Below are 21056 nucleotides of genomic sequence, written 5' to 3' on the forward strand. Positions count from 1 at the left end.
CCGAAGAGGCCGAAATGACGATGCAAATCACCAAGGACGATCTCGTCGATGCGACGCAGGCCGACGATCGCTCGATCGACGAGCTCTACGCGCGCCGACGCGCTCCGCTCATCGAGAGGCATGGCGCGCGCATTCGCGCATTCTTCGCCGCCGTGCTGCCGCCGATGATCGTGCTCACCATATTGCTCGGCATCTGGCAGCTTCTCTGCATCAAGCCGACCTCCGCTCTGCCATCGCCATCGCGCATTTGGAGCGAGGCCAATGATCTCATCCTGCATCCCTTCTTCATCGCGGGACCGCAAGACATCGGCCTCGGCTGGCGCGTGCTGACCTCGCTGCAACGCGTCGCCATCGGCTTCGGCCTCGCCAGCGGCGCCGGTGTGCTGCTCGGCGTCATCGTCGGACAATCGCGCTGGGCGATGCGCGGGCTCGATCCGCTGTTCCAAGTGCTGCGCACCGTGCCGCCGCTCGCCTGGCTGCCGATCTCGCTCGCGGCCTTTCGCGACAGTCACCCTTCGGCGATCTTCGTGATCTTCATCACCTCCATCTGGCCGATCATCATCAACACCGCTGTCGGCGTGCGCAATATTCCGCAGGATTATCGCAATGTCGCCGCCGTGCTGCGGCTCAATCACCTCGAGTTCTTCTGGAAGATCATGATTCCGTCTGCCGCGCCATACATCTTCACCGGCCTTCGCATCGGCGTCGGCCTCTCCTGGCTCGCCATTGTCGCCGCGGAAATGCTGACCGGCGGCGTCGGCATCGGCTTCTTCATCTGGGACGCCTGGAACTCCTCACGCCTCTCCGACATTTTTGTCGCCCTCGCCTATATCGGCGTCACCGGCTTCGTGCTCGACCGCATCGTCGCCGCGATCGGCGCATTCGCCACGCGCGGCGCGCAAGCCTCCTGAAAGGATTCGCCATGAGCTATCTTCGCATCGATCATGTCGACAAAGTTTTCACGAGCGGCGCCCGCGCGACGAGAGTGCTCGAAGCCGTCGATCTTTCCGTCGAGAAGGGACGATTCGTCACCATCATCGGCCATTCCGGCTGCGGCAAATCCACGCTGCTCAATATCGTCGCCGGGCTGGTGAGCGCGAGCGCCGGCGGCGTCGTGTTGGAAAATCGTCAAGTCGACACGCCCGGGCCAGATCGCGCCGTCGTCTTCCAGAATCATTCGCTGCTGCCTTGGCTTACCGTCTACGACAATGTGCGCCTCGCCGTGGACAAAGTGTTCTCGCGCAAAAAGAGCCGCGCCGAACGCCATGATTGGACCATGCGCAATCTCGAGCTCGTGCAGATGACCCATGCGAAGGACAAGCGTCCGAGCGAGATTTCCGGCGGCATGAAGCAGCGCGTCGGCATCGCTCGCGCGCTCGCCATGGAGCCGAAGGTTCTGCTGCTCGACGAGCCCTTCGGCGCGCTCGACGCGCTCACCCGCGCGCATTTGCAAGATCAGGTGATGGCGCTGCATCGCACGCTCGGCAATACGGTGATGATGATCACGCATGATGTGGACGAGGCTGTGCTGCTCTCCGACCGCATCGTGATGATGACCAATGGTCCCTGCGCCACGATCGGCGAGACGCTGGACGTAGCTCTGCCGCGCCCGCGTGATCGCGTCACTCTTTCCACCGATCCTCACTATCTCGAATGCAGGCGCCGCGTGCTGCAATTCCTCTATGAGCGTCATCACTATGTCGAAGCGGCGTGAGGCGGACGAAAAATGAGCGAGCCTCTCGTCATCATCGGCAATGGCATGGCCGCCGCGCGCCTCGTCGACGAATTGTCGAAGCGCGCGCTCGGCCGCTACGCCATCGCCGTCATCGGCGAGGAGCCGCGCCTCGCCTATAATCGCGTGCTGCTCTCTTCCGTGCTCGCGGGCGACGCGGACATGGCCGAGATAGAGCTGAGGCCCGCGAGCTGGTGGCGCGACCGCGGCGTTACTCTTCTCTACGGCGCCAAGGCGCACGCCATAGACCTCGCGACGAGACGAGTGTCGCTAGAGAGTGGCGAAAGCGTCGGCTTTTCCAAGCTCGTGCTCGCCACCGGCTCGCGCGCGCTGCGTCTGCCGCTGCCCGGCGCGCAGCTGCAAGGCGTTCATGTGTTCCGCGACGGCGCCGACGTCGACGCGCTGAAGCGCCTCGCGGCGCAGCGCAAGAAAATCATCGTTATCGGCGGCGGCCTGCTCGGTCTCGAAGCCGCCTATGGCCTCGTCAAAAGCGGCGCCGAGGTCTCACTCGCGCATGTCACCGATCGGCTGATGGAGCGGCAGCTGGACAAGGACGCGGCCGAGCTGCTGAAACGAATTATCGAGAGCAAAGGAATTGACGTTCTGCTGGAAGCGCGCACGACACGCATCCTCGGCGATGACCGCGTCAGCGCGATAGAGCTCGCCGATGGTCGGCGGCTCGCGGCCGATGGCGTCGTCTTCGCCGCGGGAATTGCGCCCAATATGGAGCTGGCGCGCGACGCGGGCGTGAGCACGCAAAGAGGAATCGTCATCGACGATCATATGGAAACGAATATCGCCGATATCTTTGCGATCGGCGAATGCGCGCAGCACAGAGGCGTCTGCTATGGCCTCGTCGAGCCCGCCTATGACCAGGCGCGCGTCCTCGCCGCGAGACTCTGCGGCGAAAGCGACATTTACGAAGGAAGCATCGTCTCCACCAATCTGAAGGTCTCCGGCGTCAATGTCTTTTCCGCCGGCGAGTTTATGGAAAGCGACGGCGCCGAGACGATCTCCTGGCGCGACTTTGGGCTCGGCCTCTACAAAAAGCTGATCATCGAGGACGGCCGTCTCGCCGGCGCCGTGCTCGTCGGCGACACCAGCGCCGCGCTCTGGTGCATCGAGCTCATTCGCACGCGCGCCGATGTGACGCAATGGCGCGATGCGCTGATCTTCGGCCGCGCGCTCTGCGAAAGAAAGGCGGCATGACCATGGCCGGCGATTTCACAGCAGAACAAAAGCGCTATCTCGAAGGCTTCGCCTCCGGCTTCCAGGCCTCGCGCGCGCAACGCGCCACGCCGACCAAGGAAAAGCCGACCAGTCCCGACGCCATTCATTTCGCGGCGCAGGATCGCGCAATCGCCAATGGCGGCGCGCTCAATGAGCAAGAGAAGATCAAGCGCGAGGAGCATCCATTCGACGCCTATTCGCGTCTCGTCGCGCAAACGAAGCGCAATGAGCCGCCAAAGCCGGCCGATAATTTTCGGTGGCGCTATCATGGACTGTTCTATGTCGCGCCGACGCAATCCTCCTATATGTGCCGCCTGCGCATCCCCAATGGAATTCTCACCCATTGGCAATTCACCGGCCTCGCCGATCTCGCCGACAGCCATGGCGGCGGCTATCTGCATGTGACGACGCGCGCCAATCTGCAAATCCGCGAGATAGAGCCCGAGAGCGCCGTCGCTATGATCGAAGGCGTGCAGAGCCTCGGCCTATGGACGCGTGGTTCCGGCGCCGACAATATTCGCAACATCACCGGAACGCCGACCGCCGGAATCGATCCGCAAGAGCTCATCGACACACGGCCCTTCGCGCGCGCGATGCATTTTCATATTCTCAATGATCGCTCGCTCTCCGGCCTGCCGCGCAAATTCAACATCGCTTTCGATGGCGGCGGCCGCATCGCCGTGCTCGAGGATACCAATGACGTCGCCTTTCAGGCGATCGAGATTCGCGAGGGGCATGGGCTCGCGCAGGGTGTCTATTTCCGTCTCGCGCTCGGCGGCATCACCGGCCATAAGGATCTTGCGCGCGACACTGGCGTGATCGTTCCGACGATCGAAGCCGTCGAGATCGCCGACGCCATATTGCGCGTCTTCATCGACACAGGCGACCGCACCAATCGCGCGCGAGCGCGTTTGAAATATGTCCTCGACCAATTGGGCTTCGATCGATTTCTGACGCTGGTCGAGGAAAAGCTCGGCCGTCCGCTGCTGCGCGCGCCGCAAGAGGCGATCGCGCCACGGCCCGGCTTCGACAGGCTCGCGCATATCGGCGCGCATGCGCAGAAAGAGGCGCAGAAAAGCTGGGTCGGCGTCGCATTGAAGCTCGGTCGCCTGACGAGCGACGAGGCGCGCGGTCTCGCGACGATCGCGCGCGATCTGGGAGATGGCGACATAAGGCTCACCGTCTGGCAAAATCTGCTCATTTCCGGAATTACCGAGGCGCGGATCGACGAGGCGCTCGCGCGGATCGAGGCGCTCGGCCTTGCAACGAAGGCGTCGCCGCTCCGCGCCGGGCTCGTCGCCTGCACGGGCAACGTTGGCTGCCGTTTCGCCGCCGCCGACACCAAAAGGCACGCAGACGAGATCGCCACGCATTGCGAGGAGAGAATAGAGATCGACACGCCGATCAACATACATTTGACCGGCTGCCGTCACTCCTGCGCGCAGCATTACATCGGCGACATCGGCCTCGTCGGCGCGCGCGTGCCGATCAATGAAGAAGGCGATACGGTCGAGGGCTATAATATGGTCGTCGGCGGCGGTTTCGGCGCGGAGGGCGCGATCGGCCGCGAGCTGCTCGAGAATGTCGCGGCGACAGATGCGCCGCGCAAGATCGAGAGCCTGTTGCGCGCCTATCTCGCGCATCGCGCGACGCGCGAAGAGAGCTTCGCCGCCTTCACGCGACGCCATGACGCAGAAGCTTTGCGACGGTTGATCGCGGAGACGGAACAATGACCAAGATCACGCAGCCGCAACGTCTCGATCTCATTCCGCCCTCGGCTCCATTCTCTGAAGAGCAACGCGCTTGGCTCAACGGTTTTTTCGCCGGCCTGATGTCGATGGACGACGCCGGCGTCGTCGCTCTGTCGCCAGCGGAAAATGCGGCCATCGCCGGCGACGCGGATGACGGCGCCGCGCCTTGGCATGATCCGACGCTGCAATTGCAGGAGCGCATGACGCTCGCGCAAGCCCGTCCTTTACGACGACGGATGATGGCCGCAATGGCGCAGCAGGACTGCGGCCAATGTGGCTATGATTGCCAAAATTATGCGGAGGCGCTGTTCGCCCATAAGGAGGAGCGCCTCAATCTCTGCGCGCCCGGCGGCAAGGACACCGCGCGCATGTTGAAAGCGCTCGCGCAAGAGCGCGACGCTGCGCCATCCACCGAGTCGGCGCCGACAGCGCCGTCGGTCTCGCATTCCACATCGGCGCCGGGCCGCTCACGCGACAATCCGGTCGAGGCGATATTTCTGTCGCGTCGGAGGCTGAACAAGCCCGCATCGGAAAAGGAGACATGGCATATAGAGCTCGATCTCTCGAGGAGCGGAATCGATTACAGCGCCGGCGATTCTCTCGGCGTCTTTGCGCAGAATGATCTCGGCCTCGTCGATCAGATCATCGCCATGATCGGCGCCTCGCCGCTCGCGCCGGTGAAGGGCAAGAGCCTGCGTGAAGCGCTGCGTGACGATTACGCGCTTTCGCCTGCGCCCGATCGGCTCTTCGAGCTGATCTCCTTCCTCACCGGCGGCGAGACGCGCGCAAAGGCGCGCGCGTTGGCGCAAGGAGAAGATAGAGACAATGACGCCGCCGATCTCGACGTGCTGGCGGCGCTGATGAAATTTCCCGGCGTGCGGCCGCATGCGGAAGCTTTCGTCGAGGCGCTCGAGCCACTGCAGCCGCGGCTCTATTCCATATCCTCCTCGCCGAAGGCGGCGCCGGGGCGCGTATCGCTCACTGTCGACGCCGTGCGCTACAAGATCGGCAAGCGCCTGCGCAAAGGCGTCGCCTCCACTTTTCTCGCGGAGCGCATCGAGAGCGAAGCGCCGCTGAAAGTCTATGTGCAGGCGTCGCATGGCTTTTCGCTTCCGGATGATCCGAATGCGCCGGTCGTCATGATCGGCCCCGGCACGGGCGTGGCGCCGTTTCGCGCCTTTCTGCAAGAGCGGGAGGCGGTCGGCGCGCACGGACGCAATTGGCTGTTCTTCGGCCATCAGCGCAGCGATTGCGATTTCTTCTATGCGGATGAATTGAACGCGATGAAGTCCTCCGGCCTGCTCACGCGCCTCTCGCTCGCCTGGTCGCGCGACGGCTCCGAGAAATTCTATGTGCAGGACCGTATGCGCGAACTCGGGCGCGATCTCTTCGCCTGGCTCGCCGATGGCGCGCATATCTATGTCTGCGGCGACGCCAAACGCATGGCCAAGGATGTCGAGCGCGCGCTCGTCGACATCGTCGCGCAATATGGCGCGCGCGCCACGGACGAGGCGGTCGCCTTCGTCGCCGAATTGAAAAAGAGCGGCCGCTACCGACAGGATGTCTATTGATGCAGAGGGTCGATCCGCGCAGCGCCTCTGTCGCGACCGTTTGTCCCTATTGCGGCGTCGGCTGCGGCGTGCTGGCGACGCCGGATGGATGCGGCGGCGCAGCTGTCGCCGGCGATCCCGATCATCCGGCGAATCATGGGCGGCTCTGCTCCAAAGGCTCCGCTCTGCATGAGACGCTGTCGCTCGACGGGCGTCTGCTGCATCCTATGCTGCGCGCCGGCGAGACGCTGCGACGCGCGACATGGGACGCGGCGCTGGATCATGTCGCACAGGGCTTTGCGCGCATCATCGATACGCATGGACCGCAGGCGGTCGCATTCTATCTCTCCGGCCAATTGCTGACGGAGGATTATTACGCCGCCAACAAGCTGATCAAGGGCTTCATCGGCTCGCCCAATGTCGACACCAATTCGCGGCTGTGCATGGCCTCGACAGTGGCGGGACATAAGCGCGCCTTGGGCGCCGATGTGGTGCCGGGATGCTATGAGGATCTCGATTGCGCCGATCTCATCGTGCTTGTCGGCTCCAATGCGGCTTGGTGTCATCCGATTTTGTTTCAACGCATGTTGCGCAACAAGCAGGAGCGCGGCGCGAGGATCGTCGTCATCGATCCGCGCCGCACGGCGACGGCGGAAGAGGCCGATCTCTTTCTGCCCATCGCGCCCGGCGGCGACGTCGCGCTCTTCTGCGGCCTGCTCGTGCATCTCGTCGCCAATGGCGCGACTTGTGACGATTACATCGCGCAACATACCGAAGGTTTCACGCAAGCGCTCGCCGCCGCGCGCGAGATCGCGCCGACCATCGCCGCGACCGCCGCCGCAGCCGGCCTGCGCGAGGGCGATGTCGCGGCTTTCTTCGAGCTCGTCGCCACGACGCCGAAAACCGTCACGGCCTTTTCGCAAGGCGTCAATCAATCCGCGCAGGGGACCGACAAGGTCGACGCGATCATTCATTGTCATCTCGCGACGGGACGCATCGGCGCGCCCGGCGCCGCGCCCTTCTCGCTCACCGGGCAGCCCAACGCCATGGGTGGACGCGAGGTTGGCGGTCTCGCCAATCAGCTCGCCGCGCATATGGGTTTTTCCAGCGCCGAGGTCGATCGCGTGCGGCGCTTTTGGAGCGCGCCGCGCGTTGCGACGCATGAAGGCCTCAAGGCCGTGCAAATGTTCGAGGCCATCGCACGCGGCGAGATAAAGGCGCTGTGGGTGATGGGAACCAATCCCGCCGTCTCGCTGCCTCGAGCCGATGACGCACGCGCGGCGCTTGCGAAGCTCGATCTCTTCGTCGTATCCGACAATGTTCTGTCGAACGACACGATAAACGCCGGCGCGCATGTGCTGCTGCCGGCGCAAGCCTGGGGCGAGAAATCCGGCACGGTCACGAATTCGGAGCGGCGCATCTCGCGTCAGCGCGCCTTTCTGCCCTCGCCCGGCGAGGCGAAGCCGGATTGGCGCATCGTCAGCGACGTCGCGACGCGCATGGGCTTTTGCGACGCCTTTCGATTTCAGTCGGCGGCGGATGTGTTTCGTGAGCATGCGGCGCTCTCCGCTTTCGAGAATGACGGCTCGCGCAGCTTCGACATAGGCGGGCTCGCGACGCTCTCGGATGAAGCCTATGACGCGCTGCATCCGACGCTATGGCCGATCCGCGCCGGCGAGACGAAAGGGCGCGCGCGCTTTTTCGGCGAGGGTGGATATTTCACCGCCAATGGCAAGGCGCGCTTCATCGCGCCCGAGCCGCCGTCGCTGAAGGCCGCGACAACGGCTGCCTTTCCCTTCCGCCTCAACACGGGGCGGATTCGCGACCAATGGCACACGATGACGCGCACGGGCAAAAGCCCGCGTCTCGCGCGGCATTCGCCCTTTCCCTTCGTCGAGATTCATCCGGCCGACGCGGCGCCGCTCGGCCTCGTCGATGGTGGATTCGCCTGCGTTTCGTCACGCCACGCCGAATGCCTGCTCGCAGTGTCCGTCACCGATCGCCAGCGACGCGGGCAACTATTCGCGCCCATTCATTGGAGCGACGAGACGGCCTCTTTCGCGCGCGTCGGTTCGCTCGTCGCCGCGATCGTCGATCCGCATTCGGGACAGCCGGAAGCGAAGGCGACTCCGGCGCGCATAGATGCGGTTACATTCAAATCGCGCGGCTTTCTGCTCTCGCGCGCGCCGCTGCGGCCGATGATCGCCGCGCTCGGAACCAAGGTCGCCGTCGCTGGCGGTCACGGCCTTCTCTTCGCCTCGGACACGGCTCTCGCATCATGGCGCGATTATGCGGCGTCGCTCGGCGATGAGGCAGATGTCGCGGAATATCTCGACGAGGCGCGCGGAATCTATCGCGCCGCGCGCTTTCGCGATCAGCGCGTCGATTTCTGTCTCTTCATCGGAACAGAGGATGCGCGCGGCGCCTTCGACGCGGCGACGACGCTGTTCGAGACGGAGCGGCTCGGCTTGGAGCAGCGTAAGGCGCTGTTGTCGGGGCGCTCGCCCGATGGCGCGGCGCAGGATGGTCCGATCGTCTGCGCCTGCTTCGGCGTCGGCGCCGCGGCGATCGACGCGGCCATCGCGAAGGGCGCGCACAGCGTCGCCGCGATCGGCGAGACGCTGCGCGCCGGCGCGAATTGCGGCTCCTGCATTCCAGAGCTGAAGCGCGCCATCGCCGCGGCGCGCGCCTGCTGCGAAGAGTGACGGAGCCTTATTTCGTCAGCGCCGCGACTCCGGGAAGCTCCTTGCCCTCGAGCCATTCGAGAAAGGCGCCGCCCGCGGTCGAGAGATAGCTGAACTCCTGCGCCGCATGGGCCTGGTTGAGCGCGGCCACAGTGTCGCCGCCGCCGGCGACGGAGAGCAGCTTGCCTTCCACGGTCAAACGCGCCGCCGTCTGCGCGACGGCGTTGGTGCCTTCGTCGAAGGGCGGCAACTCGAAGGCGCCGAGCGGGCCGTTCCACACCAGCGTCTTCGCCTTGGCGAGCAGACTCTCTATATGGGCGATGCTCTTCGGCCCGACGTCGAGGATCATGTCGCTCTCGCCGACATGCTCGATCGCGACGATATGGGACGGCGCATGAGCTTCGAATTTCTGCGCGACAGTGGCGTCGATCGGCAGCACGATCTCGCAATTGGACGATTGCGCGTCGGCGAGAATGGCGCGCGCCTTTTCGAGCAGCTCGTGCTCGCACAGCGACTTGCCGACCGGCTTGCCCTCAGCGGCGAGGAATGTATTGGCCATGCCGCCGCCGATGACGAGAATATCGACCTTGCGGATGAGATTGCCGAGCAGATCGAGCTTGGTGGAGATTTTCGCGCCGCCGACGATCGCTATAACGGGGCGCGCGGGATGTTCCAGCGCCTCGGAGAGCGCCTGCAGCTCCGCCTGCATAGTGCGGCCGGCATAGGCCGGTAGAAGATGCGCCAGCCCTTCCGTCGAGGCGTGTGCGCGATGCGCGGCGGAGAAGGCGTCGTTCACATAGATATCGCCGAGCTCGGCGAGCTCCGCCGCGAAGGCGGGATCGTTCCTCTCCTCGCCCTTGTGAAAGCGCGTGTTCTCGAGCAGCAGAATGTCGCCGTTCTTCATCTGCGCGATCGCCGCGCCGGCGACATCGCCGACGCAATCATCGGCGAAGGCGATTTTTCGCTTGGCCGTCTCCTCAATCGCCGAGACGATAGGCTTCAAGGAATCCTCTTCCTTGCGCTCGCCCTTGGGCCGACCGAAATGGGCGAGAAGGATGACCTTGCCGCCCTTTTTCGAAATATCCTCGATCGTCGGCAGCACGCGCTCTATGCGCGTCTTGTCGGTGACGACGCCATTCTCGGTCGGCACATTGAGATCGACGCGCAACAGGACGCGCTTGCCGTCGAGATCGGCGGAATCGAGCGTTTTGAAAGACGGCATGATCGTGCCCCGGTGAATGAGGAAAAAAATCGCGTCTAGATGAGCTTGGCGATCGTCGCGGCGACATCCGTCATGCGCCCCGAGAAGCCCCATTCATTGTCGTACCAGGACAGGACGCGCACCAGCTCGCCCTCGATCACCTTGGTCTGATCGAGATGAAACACGGATGAACGCGGATCATGGTTGAAATCGACCGAGACATTCTTGTCGTCGGTGTAACCCAAAACGCCCTTCAGCGGGCCGGCGGCGGCGGCGATGATGGCGGCGTTGATCTCTTCCACGCTCGTCTTGCGCTTGGGGACGAATTTGAGATCGACCGCCGAGACATTGGGCGTCGGCACGCGAATGGCGGCGCCGTCGAGCTTGCCTTTCAGCTCCGGAAGCACCAGGCCCACGGCCTTCGCTGCGCCGGTGGAGGTGGGGATCATGGACAGAGCAGCGGCGCGGGCGCGGTAGAGGTCCTTGTGATAGGTGTCCAGCGTCGGCTGGTCGCCCGTGTAGGAGTGGATCGTCGTCATGAAGCCGCGCTCTATGCCGATGGCGTCATTCAGCACCTTGGCGACGGGCGCGAGGCAATTGGTGGTGCAGGAGGCGTTGGAGATCACGAGATCGTCCTTCGTGATCTTGTCCTGATTGACGCCATAGACGACGGTGATGTCGGCGCCTTCGGAAGGCGCGGAGACCAGCACGCGGCGCGCGCCGGCGTCGAGCAGCGCTTTGGCCTTGTCGCGTGCGGTGAAAAGGCCCGTGCATTCGAGCGCAATGTCGATGCCGAGCGCCTTATACGGCAGCTCGGCGGGATTTTTGATCGCGGTGGCCTTGATCGGCCCATGGCCCACGTCGATCGAATCGCCATCGACCTTCACCTCGCGCGGGAAGCGGCCATGCACGGAATCATAGCGCAGCAGATGGGCGTTGGTCTCGACAGAGCCGAGATCGTTGATCGTCACCACCTCGAGGTCGGTGCGGCCGGTCTCGACGATGTAGCGAAGAATATTGCGTCCGATGCGTCCGAACCCATTGATCGCCACTCTCACGGCCATAGCGGTGCTCCTTCTCATCTGCTCGCTCGGGCGGGGCCGGGCGGCCGCTGAACCGCCCAAAATCGGGGCTTTGCCCATTTTGCCGCTTTTTGTGGCGGCGAACGCCCGCTCGAATGAGCGGCTTGATAACAGGTCGCGCCCCCCTGTCAACGCGGCTGCCGGCCGCTCTGCGGCGGAGCCGCGGCTCGGATTGGGGTTTACGCGATTGTCGCCAGGAGATAACGATTCTTACGTGCGAATCTAATCGCGATCGGTCCGGTTTCCATATGACGCAAGTCCCACACAGGCTCGACGACGCGCTGCAACGGCTCTCCGCCGCGCTGGAGCGGCTGGAGGAGACTGTCGCGCGACGCAGAGAGGCGGAGCTGTCGCACGCCGACCTCGAGGAGGAGCTCGCCGTCATGCAGGACGATCGCAGCCGCCTCGGTCTCGAGCTCGACGCCGCCCTCGCCCAGAACAGCGCGCTGGAGAAGGCGCGCGACGAGGTGCTGACGCGTCTCGACCGCACGAGCCTCGGCATTATCGCCGTGCTCGGCGACGAAGACAGGACGCAGACGTAGCGAGAGGCGGCGAATGGCGCATGTGGTGGTGACGATCGCGGGCCGGACCTATCGCATGGCCTGCGAGGATGGCGAGGAAGCCCATCTCGACGAGCTGGCCAAGCTCGTCGAGAACAAGATCCTGTCCTTGCGTGATGGCTTCGGCGACATTGGCGAGCAGCGCATCACCGTGATGGCGGCGCTCACCCTCGCCGACGAGGCGTCGATCGCGACGCGCAAGCTCGAGGCCGTGCAAACGGAGCTGGCGGCGCTGCGCGCGGATGCGGCCGCGGCGAAAGAGGCGGAGGCCGCTCTCACGGAGAAGCTGGCCGCCGCGCTCGAGGATGCGACGATGCGCGTCGAGCGTCTCTCGCGAGACCTTCAGCATGGGGGCGACGAGACGCCCCCTATGCTCTGAGACTTGCAGCACGGCCCGAGCCGGGCGCGCGCGTCAGCGGCCCCAGGCCTCGAATTCCGGCTGGTGCTTGACCTTCTCGAGCTCGTCGGCCTGCTGCGACAACTGAATATGCCGGCGTTCCGCCGCGTCGCGCTCCGCGCCATCCTTGAGAATGGCGATCTTGAGCTGCTCGGTCGCCTTGCGGGCGAGGCCGTTGATCCAGCGGTTGATATTGGTGACGACCAGATTCTTGCGCGCGAGCTCGGCGTCGCGGCCGGTCGCGTCGCTCTTCAAAATGTCGCGCTCCTTGACCGCCGCGGCGAGCTGCGCGTCGAGTTCGGCGAGCTTGTCCGGCGCGGCGCCGGCGCGCGCCTTCTCGATGGCGGCGATGCCGTCGTCCAGCCAGGAGATTTGCTGCGCGAGCACACCGTCCTTGATCGGGCCCTTGACGTCGAAGGAATTGGGCAGCGGAAAAAACGGGCTGATCTCCACCGCTCGCGCCGGAGCGGCGGCGAAGGGCGCCGAGATCAGGACAGCCAGAGCCAGTGAGGCGAATTTCGACATGTTTCTCTCCCATGCCGGCGGGTCATTATCTCTCGTGACGGCGCGCCCATCTCCCAGAGGACCGCCGCCGCCCGCGGCTGCTCGAGATTGGGCCAATGACGCGGCCAAGGCAAGCCTCGTTGAGCCTCGTCCATTAGCCTCGTGACCGATGAGCCTCGCGATCGATGAGCCCTCGCGATTTCGAACGCCGCGCGGCCAACGGCTCGCCCTGCTGCGCTGTTTTTTCGCAGGCTCGACATTCGGAGCGCGAACGGAACGGGGAAGCATCTGCGATGCTCTTGATCCGGCGCTGATATATTGCGCTACAGCTCTGCGCTACACATCAGCGCTCGGACATGCGATAATGCTCTGGGGCTGAAGCGGATGCTCGGCGCGGCGGTCGACTCGGCGACGCCAGCGCGTTATTTTCAGTCTCCCTACCATTGTCGACCGCCAATTTTCCGGGAAGGTCGATTTCATATCTTATCGACACGGTCGAGATACGACAAAAAGAGAATATTTTCTTCCAAGGGCGAGGCAAATGCTCGAACTCGACTGTGACAACTGCTCGAACGCCACAATGCAGGGTCTGCGCGCGCTTCAGCATGATGTGCTCGAGCGGCTGGCGCGCGGCAGGCCGTTGCAAGAGACGATGAACGAGCTTTGTCGCCGCGCCGAGCAGCTCGTCCCCCCTGTCATCTGCTCGGTCCTCACCGTCGACCGCGAGGGCCGACTGCATCCGCTGGCGGGTCCGAGCCTGCCGGAGCATTATTCATTGGCGCTCGACGGCATGAGAATGGGGCCGGACGCCGGCTCCTGCGGCGTCGCCGCCTATTTCGGCGAGCCGATCGAAGCCACCGACATAGAGACCGACCCGCGCTGGGCCGATTTTCGCGCCTTGGCGCTTCCTCTCGGCCTGCGCGCCTGCTGGTCGTCGCCGATTCGCGCCTCCAATGATCGCGTCGTCGGCACTTTCGCTTTCTATTATCCGTCCTGCCGGGGCGCCAGCCCGCTCGACCGCACGATCGTCGAAACTTGCGTGCATCTTTGCGCGATCGCTCTGGAGCAGGAGGAGCGCAAGGAGCGCATCCGTCGGCTCGCCTATTTCGACGCCGTCACCGGAATCGCCAACCGCGCCGCCATGGAGCAGCTCGGCGAAAGCGCGATCGCCGCCGCGGTGGCCAATGGCTTCGGCGCCGCGATCCACTGCGTCGATCTCGACAATTTCAAGGAGATCAACGACACGCTGGGGCACAGGGCCGGCGATATTCTGCTCAAATCCGTCGGCGAGCGTCTTTCCGCCATTGTGAAAAAAAGCGACATCGTCGCCCGCATCGGCGGCGACGAATTCGCGGTGGTCCAGTCGCACGCCGCCTCGCCCGCCGATGTCGGCGGCTTCGCCATGCGGCTGATGCAGGCGATGGCCGCCCCTTTCGACCTCGAAGAGGCGATGGCGACGGTCGGAGTCAGCGTCGGCATCGCCCGCGCGCCGGATGACGGCTTCGATCTGCGAACGCTGATGCGCAAGGCGGATTTCGCTCTATACGAGGCCAAATCCAGCGGCCGCGGCCATTTCCGCTTCTTCGATCCCGGCATCGAATCCCGCATCTCCGCCAATCGCCGAATTTGGCAGGATCTCAAGCAAGCCGTCGACGGCGGCGAGTTCGAGCTCCATTTCCAGCCGATCGTCGCGCTCGGCGTCGCCCGCGTCTGCGGCTATGAGGCGCTGCTGCGATGGCGGCATCCGCGCGACGGCCTGCGGACGCCGGAAGATTTCCTTCCCGTCGCCACCAAGGCCGGCCTCCTGTACGAGATCGGCGCCTGGATATTGAACGAGGCCTGCGCCAGCGCCGCCGCCCTGCCCCCGGATGCGCGCGTCAGCGTCAATGTGAGCGAAGTCCAATTGGAGAAGACCGGCTTCGCGCGCGACGTCGCCGCGGCGCTCGCCGGAGCCGGCATGGACCCGAGCCGGCTGGAGATCGAGATCGCCGGCCCGCTGCGTCTCGACGACAATGCGGAAATTCTGAGCTGCCTGACCGCGATCCGACAACTCGGCGTCTCCATCGCGCTCGATGATTTCGGCGCCGGCGGCGCGACCCTCGCGCATCTTCGGGCGCTGCCGGTCGACCGCGTAAAGGTCGGCCGCTCGCTGACGCAGGCGGCCGCGACCGACCCGCGGGCGGCGACGATCGTCAAAGCCCTCGTCGTCCTCGCGCATGATCTCGGCGTAGCGACGACGGCGGAGGGCGTCGAGACCGACGCGCAGCTGCGCATGATGCGCCAGTTCGGCTGCGACGAGATTCAAGGCTTTGTCGTCAGCCCGGCGCAACCGCTCTCCGCCTTCCTCGAAGGCGCAGACAGCGCCCGTCCACCCTTGTCCCTCGCTTAGACTCGATCGGACGGCGCCCTTCGCTCCGCGCTCGAGGGCTGCGCTCGCCATCGGGAGCGCTAGATTCCCGGGCGATGAGGCTTTTTCCGCCGCCGGCGGAAAAAGCCTCCGCGACAATTCGGGAAAAATCGCGTTTCCTCGGCCCGCGGCGCGTCGGAGATCCAACCATGTATCGCACTGCGCGCGATCTGCTTTCCGAGGAGCTGGAAATCGTCGACGCCGCGGCCCTCGACGCCGCGATACGGGCCGATCAGGCGCAAATGCTCGCCGACGGAAGGTCCGTCCTCGTCTTCAATGCGGCGAACGCCGCAATCGTCGCTGGCGTTTTCCACGAATTCTACTCCCGCGCGCAGATCGCCGTCTGGCTGCTCGCCTTCGTCCTTTTGGTGGCGGCGCGCCTGATCCACGCCGGCCGCTTTCGCGCCGACGCGGCTTCTCCGGAGGAGGTCGACCGCTTCCTCACGCTATGGACGCTCGGCTCGACGCTCACCGGCGGCCTTTGGGGCGCCGCCTCCTCGCTTCTGTGGCTGACGCCGGACACGAGCTATCACGCCTTCGTCGTCTTCGCCGCCGGCGGCATGGCGGCCGGCGCGGTCATTACCAACTCCGCCTATCTGCCGGCGATGTTCGGCTTCATCGTGGTGGATGTGCTTCCCGCCATCGTCGCGCTTTTCGCATGGCGGCAGCCGACCGCAATGGCGATGGGGGCGCTGCTCGCCGCCTTCACCGCCGTGCTGATCATCCTCGGCCTGCGCGCCAATGGCTGGCTGATATCGGTGTCGCGGCGCCGGCTCGTGCAGGAAGCGCTGTCGGCCGCGCTCCATCAGCGCAACGCTTTGCTCCACGCCGTCTCGACCGTGGCGACCGAGCTCGCCACAGCGGCCCCGAGCGCCGCCGCCATTCCCGACCTTCTCGAATCCGTCGGCGGAGCCATCGAGGCCGACCGCATTCTCGTCTTCGAATCCGGCTCGGCGCCGACAGCGCCGCCGGCTCTGCTGCATTTCTGGCGGCGGTCCGAATCACCGATCGCGCCGGATGCGATATTTTTCGAGGCCGACGAGGCGCGCGGCGCGTTTTTGTCGGCTCCGCTGCTCGCCGCTCTGACGGAGCGCCGGCCGATGACCGCGGCGACGCGGACGCTCGAATCCGGCCCCGCCAAATCCTTTCTCGAGCAGGCCGGCGTGCGCTCGGTTCTGTTCGCGCCCATCGTCGTCGACGGCGCCGCCTGGGGCTGGATCGAGGTCGAAGACTGCCGCGCCGAGCGCCGATGGACGGCCGCCGAAATCGACGCGCTGCGCATACTCGGCGATCTCATCGCCGGCTCGGTCGCGCGGCGGCGCTATATCGATCGCCTCCGCGACGCCAATGAGGTCGTCGAGCGCAGCCCGACGCTGCTGTTCCGCCTGCGCATGGACAGCCGCCGGCCGCGGCTCGTCTATGTGTCCCACAACATAGCGCTGTTCGGCTACGACCCATGGGAGCTCACCGATCCGGCGAGCAGCCTCGCCGATTGCGTCCATCCCGACGATCTCGACAAGGTCGGCGCCTCGCTGGCGCGTGCGGCCGCGGATGGAAGCCGCGGCGGCATGGTGGAATTCCGCTTTCGCCGGCGCGACGGCGGCTATCGCTGGCTCGACGCCCGCTACGCCGCACGCGAGCGTCCCGGCCGTTCGCAGCTGATCGAAGGCGTCGCGCTCGACGTCACCGAGCGCAAGGAGATCGCGGACCAGATCGCGATCCTCGCGCAGACCGATGCTCTGACCGGCCTCGCCAATCGCCGCAGCTTCCTCGATGCGCTGCGCCGCGCCTTCGCGAACGCCGAGGCCGGCGGCGAGCGCTTCTCGCTGCTCTATATCGACGTCGACCATTTCAAGGAGGTCAACGACCGGCTCGGCCATGCGAGCGGCGACGCGCTGCTGGAAGCGCTGGCGGCGCGGCTGAAAGGCCATTGTCGCGCCGGCGACGTCGTCGCGCGGCTCGGCGGCGACGAATTCGCGATATTGCAATCCAACTCGCGCGACGCCGCCAGCGCTTCCGTCATGGCGGCGAAAATCTGCGCGCTCTCGGCGGAGCCCTACGCGCTGCCCGGCGGCGATCTGCGCGCCACGGTGAGCGTCGGCGTCGCTCTCTTCGCCTCCGCGCTGGAGGGGCCGGACGCCATGCTGGCGCGCGCCGACCGCGCGCTCTATCGCGCCAAGGAGAACGGCAGAAACCAATATCGCATCTATTCCGAGACGGCGCCGGCGGATCGTTTCTCGACTTGAATTTTCGCGCGGCGGCGCCGTGGACATCGAGGACGCGCGGCTCGCCGCCCCCATTCCCGTCCCCGCCTCCTCGTATTAGACTCGCGCCCATGACCGACGCCCCCATCCGCTATGTCGAGCCCGTCTTTCGCCCGCCGAGCGAGGCGGAATCGCTGATCCTTCCCGTCACCGACGGCTGCTCCTGGAGTCGCTGCAGCTTCTGCGAGATGTACACCGCGCCGCAGAAGCGCTTCCGCCCGAGGGACGAAGCCGAGGTGATGGAGAGCATAAAGCGCTGCGGCGCGCTCTATGGCGCTTCGGTCGCGCGCGTGTTTCTGGCCGATGGCGACGCCATGACATTGTCGACGCGCCGTCTCGCCGCCATTCTGGAGGCGATCCGCCGCGAGCTGCCCGGCGTGCGGCGCGTGTCGAGCTATTGCCTGCCGCGCAATGTGAGCCGCAAATCCGTCGCCGAGCTGCGCGATCTCGCCGCACTCGGCCTCTCGCTCGTCTATGTGGGCGCCGAATCGGGCGATGACGAAGTGCTGGCGAAGGTCGAGAAGGGCGAGACCTTCGCCTCGACGCGCGAGGCGCTGGAAAAGCTCGGCGAGGCTGGGATCAAGCGCTCGGTGATGATTCTCAACGGGCTCGGCGGCGCGGCGCTCAGCCGGGGACACGCCGAAAATTCGGCGGCGCTGATCAACGCCGCGCAGCCGGAGTTTCTGGCGACGCTGGTCGTCAGCTTCCCCAAGGGCGAGGCGCGATTCCGCGCCGATTTCCCCGATTTCACGCCGCTCGACGTGCCGGGGCTGCTGCGCGAGATGGAGATTTTCCTCTCGCGGCTGGAATTGCGGCGAACCGTATTCCGCAGCGACCACGCATCCAATTGGCTGGTCCTGCGCGGCACGCTCGGCGCCGACAAGCCGCGCCTGCTGGAGCAGCTCCGCGCCGCCATCGCCGCGCCGGAGGCGGCGCCGCTGCGGCCGGCCTGGGCGCGGGGGCTCTGAAGCTTCGCAATATGCGCCGGCGCACAGCGCCGCCCGCCGATCTCGGCCAGGATGCGGCCGGGTCGAAGAGCGGCCATTCGTCGAGAGAAAGATGCGCGCATGATCAAGATCGAGCTCGAGCCGCAGATCGCCAAGGAGCTCCTGATCGTCCTGGAGCGGCGACTGCTGGTTATTCACGAGGTCGAGCAGCGGCTGAAATCCGCGGAGACCGGAACCATCGAGCAGGAGAAGGAGGCGATCATTCCGATGATTATCGCGCTCGAGGGCGCGCTGAAGATACCGCCGCATCAATAGGCGGTGCGTCGGAGCGGCGGGACGGCTATGCTGGCCGCCTCCCTCCGACGAAAGGCGCGCTACTATGCAATTCCTCCACACCATGATCCGCGTCGGCGATCTCGACGGCTCGCTGGATTTTTTCTGCGGCAAGCTCGGCCTCGTCGAGGTGCGCCGCATCGAGAACGAGAAGGGCCGCTTCACGCTCGTCTATCTCGCCGCGCCGGACGATCTCCCGCAGGCGAAGGGCGCCGGCGCGCCGCTCGTCGAGCTCACCTATAATTGGGACGAGCATGATTATGCGGGCGGCCGCAATTTCGGCCATCTCGCCTTCGCCGTCGACGACATCTATGCGGTCTGCGCGCGTCTGCAGGCGGCGGGCGTCACCATCAACCGCCCGCCCCGCGACGGCTATATGGCCTTCATCCGCTCGCCCGATCACATCTCGATCGAGCTGTTGCAGAAGGGCGCGCCGCTGCCGCCGGCCGAGCCCTGGAGCTCCATGCCGAATATCGGCGCCTGGTGAGGGCGCGCCGATATTATTACTGATCGCTCGCGAGCGATCAGTAATAATAATAGTAGCGGCGCCGGCGGCGGAAGCGCGGCCGGTAGTAACGCCGCCAATAGCGGCGGCGCCAGCGCGGCCGCCACACGCGGCGACGGTAATACCAATAGGTTTTTTCGACCTGCGCCCGGTCGATATCCTCCTGCGTCGCCACGGCGGCCTCGGGAACCGGCTCCGGCGCGAGGGGCGCATCGAGCGGCGCGACCGAGGTGAGCGCCAGAGAGGGGCCGGCGGCGAGGGCCGCCGCCGCGCCGACGACGAAAAATTTCATGAAAGAGCGGCGTTCCATCGACATTCCTCCATAAAAGCCGCGGCGATCCGCGACGGCTCTCCACCAGACATCGCGCGGCTCGGGCAGCCGGCAAGGCCTTCGCCGCGCAGACGGCGGAGCCTCGTGAAACCTTTTCACTTCGACGACGTTTTGCTTACGCGGCCCGGGCGGGGCGCCGGTACGATCGAATAGATTCAAATCAAGTCGAGATTCGTGACGATATGACGGCCAATGACGGGGGAAAAGCTTTGAATGAACTGGTTCGGCGCTTGCGTATCTGGTCCGGCTTTTGCGTATGCGTTTTTGCCCGCGACTTCGTTCCGGCGGCGGAGCGCCGCCTCGAACGGAAGCGGACAATAGCCGGCGCAGGGATGGCGCAGCGCCGCATGAAGACGATGGGAATTTCAAAAATGCGTTCCGACGGGGCCGCAGAGTTTCGTTCGCAGGACGGAGAAAAGGTCATGCTCGTCACCGATCTGATCCATTCATGCTCGAACGACAAGGTCGCGCAGGCGGCGACCTTCTGCATCGGAGGCGTTTTCGCGGAGAGAGTCCTCGCCGTCGCGCAGGAGAATGGGGTCAGCGCCGGGCGTTTCGTGGCCGTGGTGGTGCGCGATTTCGCGCTCCGGGCCGGCGAGACGGAGCGCGCCCAGCTGGCGCGCGAGATGGCCGGCTGCGATCAGCCGATCCTCAGCGGACTGCGCCGAGTGGTCGAGAAAGCGCTGGAGGGCGGCGCGCAATTCGCCGACGATGTGAAGGGCTTCGGAATGCCTTTCGTGCGTCGCGACGGCGGCCTCTCCTTCGATGCGGCGGCCGAGCTGCGCCGCGCCGCCTCGCGCTGACCCGCGATCGCGCGCCGCTTGTCCATCCGGCGCCTCTCGACCATCGCGCGCCCCTTGTTCTGGGCCGCCGCGCCGGCGACAATGCCGGTCGACAGCCGGATCGACGAGGGCGACGCATGTCGGGACTGATCGACGAAGCTCAGATCGTCTCCATTCTGACGACCTATGGCTATTGGGCGATATTCTTCATCGTGGCGCTGGAGAGCGCCGGCATTCCGCTGCCCGGCGAGACGACTCTGGTCGGCGCGGCGATCTACGCCGGCCACTCCGGCAATATGGACATCTGGCTGGTCATAGCCGCCGCGGCGGCGGGCGCGATCCTCGGCGACAATATCGGCTATTGGGTAGGACGCGAATTCGGCGTCCGGCTGCTGATGCGCTACGGCTCCCATGTCGGCGTCGGACCGCCGCAATTGCGGCTGGGGCAATATCTCTTCATGCGCTGGGGCGGCGCCATCGTCTTCTTCGGCCGCTTCATCGCGCTGCTACGCATATTGGCGGCCGTGCTCGCCGGCGCCAATCGCTTCGACGCTTTGAAATTCCTGTTCTACAACGCCGCCGGCGGCATATGCTGGTCGCTGGTCTTCGGCCTCGGCGGCTATATCTTCGGCGCCGCCATTCAACGCTTCGCCGGCCCGTTCGGCTGGCTCGGCTTCGCCGTGGCCGCCATCGGCGCTTTCGTCCTATGGCGCTATTGGAAAATCCACGAGGAGCGGCTGACGAAAGAGGCCGAGGCGCATTTCGAGCGCATCGATTATCGCCGGCCGTGACACGC

Annotated in this window: 19 protein-coding genes; 15 read left to right on the forward strand and 4 right to left on the reverse strand. The window is 65.4% G+C overall.

Annotated features, from left to right (window positions below; all coding sequences use genetic code 11):
* Positions 1–14 precede the first annotated feature (14 nt).
* From ntrB to C5689_RS04265, 6 genes are read left to right on the forward strand one after another with little or no spacing between them, the layout of a single operon-like run.
* Entirely contained in the window at positions 15–911 is an 897-nt protein-coding gene (ntrB, locus tag C5689_RS04240) for a nitrate ABC transporter permease (RefSeq protein ID WP_108916167.1), read from the forward strand.
* A gap of 11 nt (positions 912–922) precedes the next feature.
* On the forward strand, positions 923–1714 hold the full coding sequence (locus C5689_RS04245; RefSeq protein ID WP_108916030.1) for an ABC transporter ATP-binding protein: 792 nt from the start codon (positions 923–925) through the stop codon (positions 1712–1714).
* A 12-nt stretch (positions 1715–1726) separates the two neighbouring features.
* Positions 1727–2941 (forward strand): NAD(P)/FAD-dependent oxidoreductase, encoded by a 1215-nt coding sequence (locus tag C5689_RS04250; protein WP_108916031.1) that lies wholly within the window; start codon positions 1727–1729, stop codon positions 2939–2941.
* Between the two features lie 2 nt (positions 2942–2943).
* A complete protein-coding gene (locus tag C5689_RS04255) occupies positions 2944–4695 on the forward strand; it encodes a NirA family protein (RefSeq protein WP_108916168.1) in 1752 nt (583 codons plus the stop codon).
* Positions 4692–6284 (forward strand): sulfite reductase subunit alpha, encoded by a 1593-nt coding sequence (locus C5689_RS04260; protein ID WP_108916032.1) that lies wholly within the window; start codon positions 4692–4694, stop codon positions 6282–6284. Before C5689_RS04255 ends, C5689_RS04260 begins: the two co-directional genes overlap by 4 nt.
* The gene (locus C5689_RS04265) at positions 6284–8968 is read left to right on the forward strand and encodes a nitrate reductase (protein WP_108916033.1); all 2685 of its coding nucleotides are present in this window, start codon (positions 6284–6286) and stop codon (positions 8966–8968) included. The genes C5689_RS04260 and C5689_RS04265 overlap by 1 nt, the downstream gene beginning before the upstream one ends.
* A gap of 7 nt (positions 8969–8975) precedes the next feature.
* Here the strand turns inward: C5689_RS04265 and C5689_RS04270 are convergent, their stop codons facing one another.
* On the reverse strand, positions 8976–10169 hold the full coding sequence (locus C5689_RS04270; protein WP_108916169.1) for a phosphoglycerate kinase: 1194 nt from the start codon (positions 10167–10169) through the stop codon (positions 8976–8978).
* Positions 10170–10204: 35 nt separating this feature from the next.
* Positions 10205–11212 (reverse strand): type I glyceraldehyde-3-phosphate dehydrogenase, encoded by a 1008-nt coding sequence (gene gap / locus C5689_RS04275; protein ID WP_108916034.1) that lies wholly within the window; start codon positions 11210–11212, stop codon positions 10205–10207.
* A 266-nt stretch (positions 11213–11478) separates the two neighbouring features.
* Here gap and C5689_RS04280 point away from each other — a divergent pair, with 266 nt between their 5' ends.
* Positions 11479–11772 (forward strand): DUF4164 family protein, encoded by a 294-nt coding sequence (locus C5689_RS04280; RefSeq protein ID WP_108916035.1) that lies wholly within the window; start codon positions 11479–11481, stop codon positions 11770–11772.
* A gap of 13 nt (positions 11773–11785) precedes the next feature.
* On the forward strand, positions 11786–12169 hold the full coding sequence (locus C5689_RS04285; protein WP_108916036.1) for a cell division protein ZapA: 384 nt from the start codon (positions 11786–11788) through the stop codon (positions 12167–12169).
* Between the two features lie 33 nt (positions 12170–12202).
* On the opposite strand, the gene C5689_RS04290 is transcribed toward C5689_RS04285, so the two are convergent.
* Complete coding sequence (locus C5689_RS04290; protein ID WP_244594577.1) at positions 12203–12712, reverse strand: hypothetical protein; 510 nt, start codon at positions 12710–12712, stop codon at positions 12203–12205.
* A gap of 520 nt (positions 12713–13232) precedes the next feature.
* Here C5689_RS04290 and C5689_RS04300 point away from each other — a divergent pair.
* From C5689_RS04300 to C5689_RS04320, 5 genes are all read left to right on the forward strand, one after another.
* Positions 13233–15080: a putative bifunctional diguanylate cyclase/phosphodiesterase gene (locus tag C5689_RS04300; RefSeq protein ID WP_244594578.1), complete on the forward strand. Its 1848-nt coding sequence runs from the start codon at positions 13233–13235 to the stop codon at positions 15078–15080.
* Between the two features lie 167 nt (positions 15081–15247).
* A complete protein-coding gene (locus C5689_RS04305) occupies positions 15248–17344 on the forward strand; it encodes a sensor domain-containing diguanylate cyclase (RefSeq protein WP_158271747.1) in 2097 nt (698 codons plus the stop codon).
* Between the two features lie 89 nt (positions 17345–17433).
* Positions 17434–18330: a radical SAM protein gene (locus tag C5689_RS04310; RefSeq protein ID WP_108916040.1), complete on the forward strand. Its 897-nt coding sequence runs from the start codon at positions 17434–17436 to the stop codon at positions 18328–18330.
* A 99-nt stretch (positions 18331–18429) separates the two neighbouring features.
* On the forward strand, positions 18430–18624 hold the full coding sequence (locus tag C5689_RS04315) for a hypothetical protein (RefSeq protein ID WP_108916041.1): 195 nt from the start codon (positions 18430–18432) through the stop codon (positions 18622–18624).
* Between the two features lie 64 nt (positions 18625–18688).
* Entirely contained in the window at positions 18689–19129 is a 441-nt protein-coding gene (locus C5689_RS04320; protein ID WP_108916042.1) for a VOC family protein, read from the forward strand.
* Positions 19130–19166: 37 nt separating this feature from the next.
* Here C5689_RS04320 and C5689_RS04325 read toward each other — a convergent pair whose 3' ends face one another.
* Positions 19167–19457 (reverse strand): hypothetical protein, encoded by a 291-nt coding sequence (locus C5689_RS04325; RefSeq protein WP_108916171.1) that lies wholly within the window; start codon positions 19455–19457, stop codon positions 19167–19169.
* 392 nt (positions 19458–19849) lie between these two features.
* Here C5689_RS04325 and C5689_RS04330 point away from each other — a divergent pair, with 392 nt between their 5' ends.
* Positions 19850–20281, forward strand: a complete 432-nt coding sequence (locus C5689_RS04330; RefSeq protein WP_244594579.1) for a hypothetical protein — start codon at positions 19850–19852, stop codon at positions 20279–20281.
* Between the two features lie 116 nt (positions 20282–20397).
* Positions 20398–21051, forward strand: coding sequence for a DedA family protein (locus tag C5689_RS04335; protein WP_108916043.1), 654 nt, complete (start codon positions 20398–20400; stop codon positions 21049–21051).
* Positions 21052–21056: the final 5 nt, after the last annotated feature.

The sequence above is a fragment of the Methylosinus sporium genome, from assembly GCF_003113265.1.
Classification (GTDB): Bacteria; Pseudomonadota; Alphaproteobacteria; order Rhizobiales; family Beijerinckiaceae; genus Methylosinus; species Methylosinus sporium.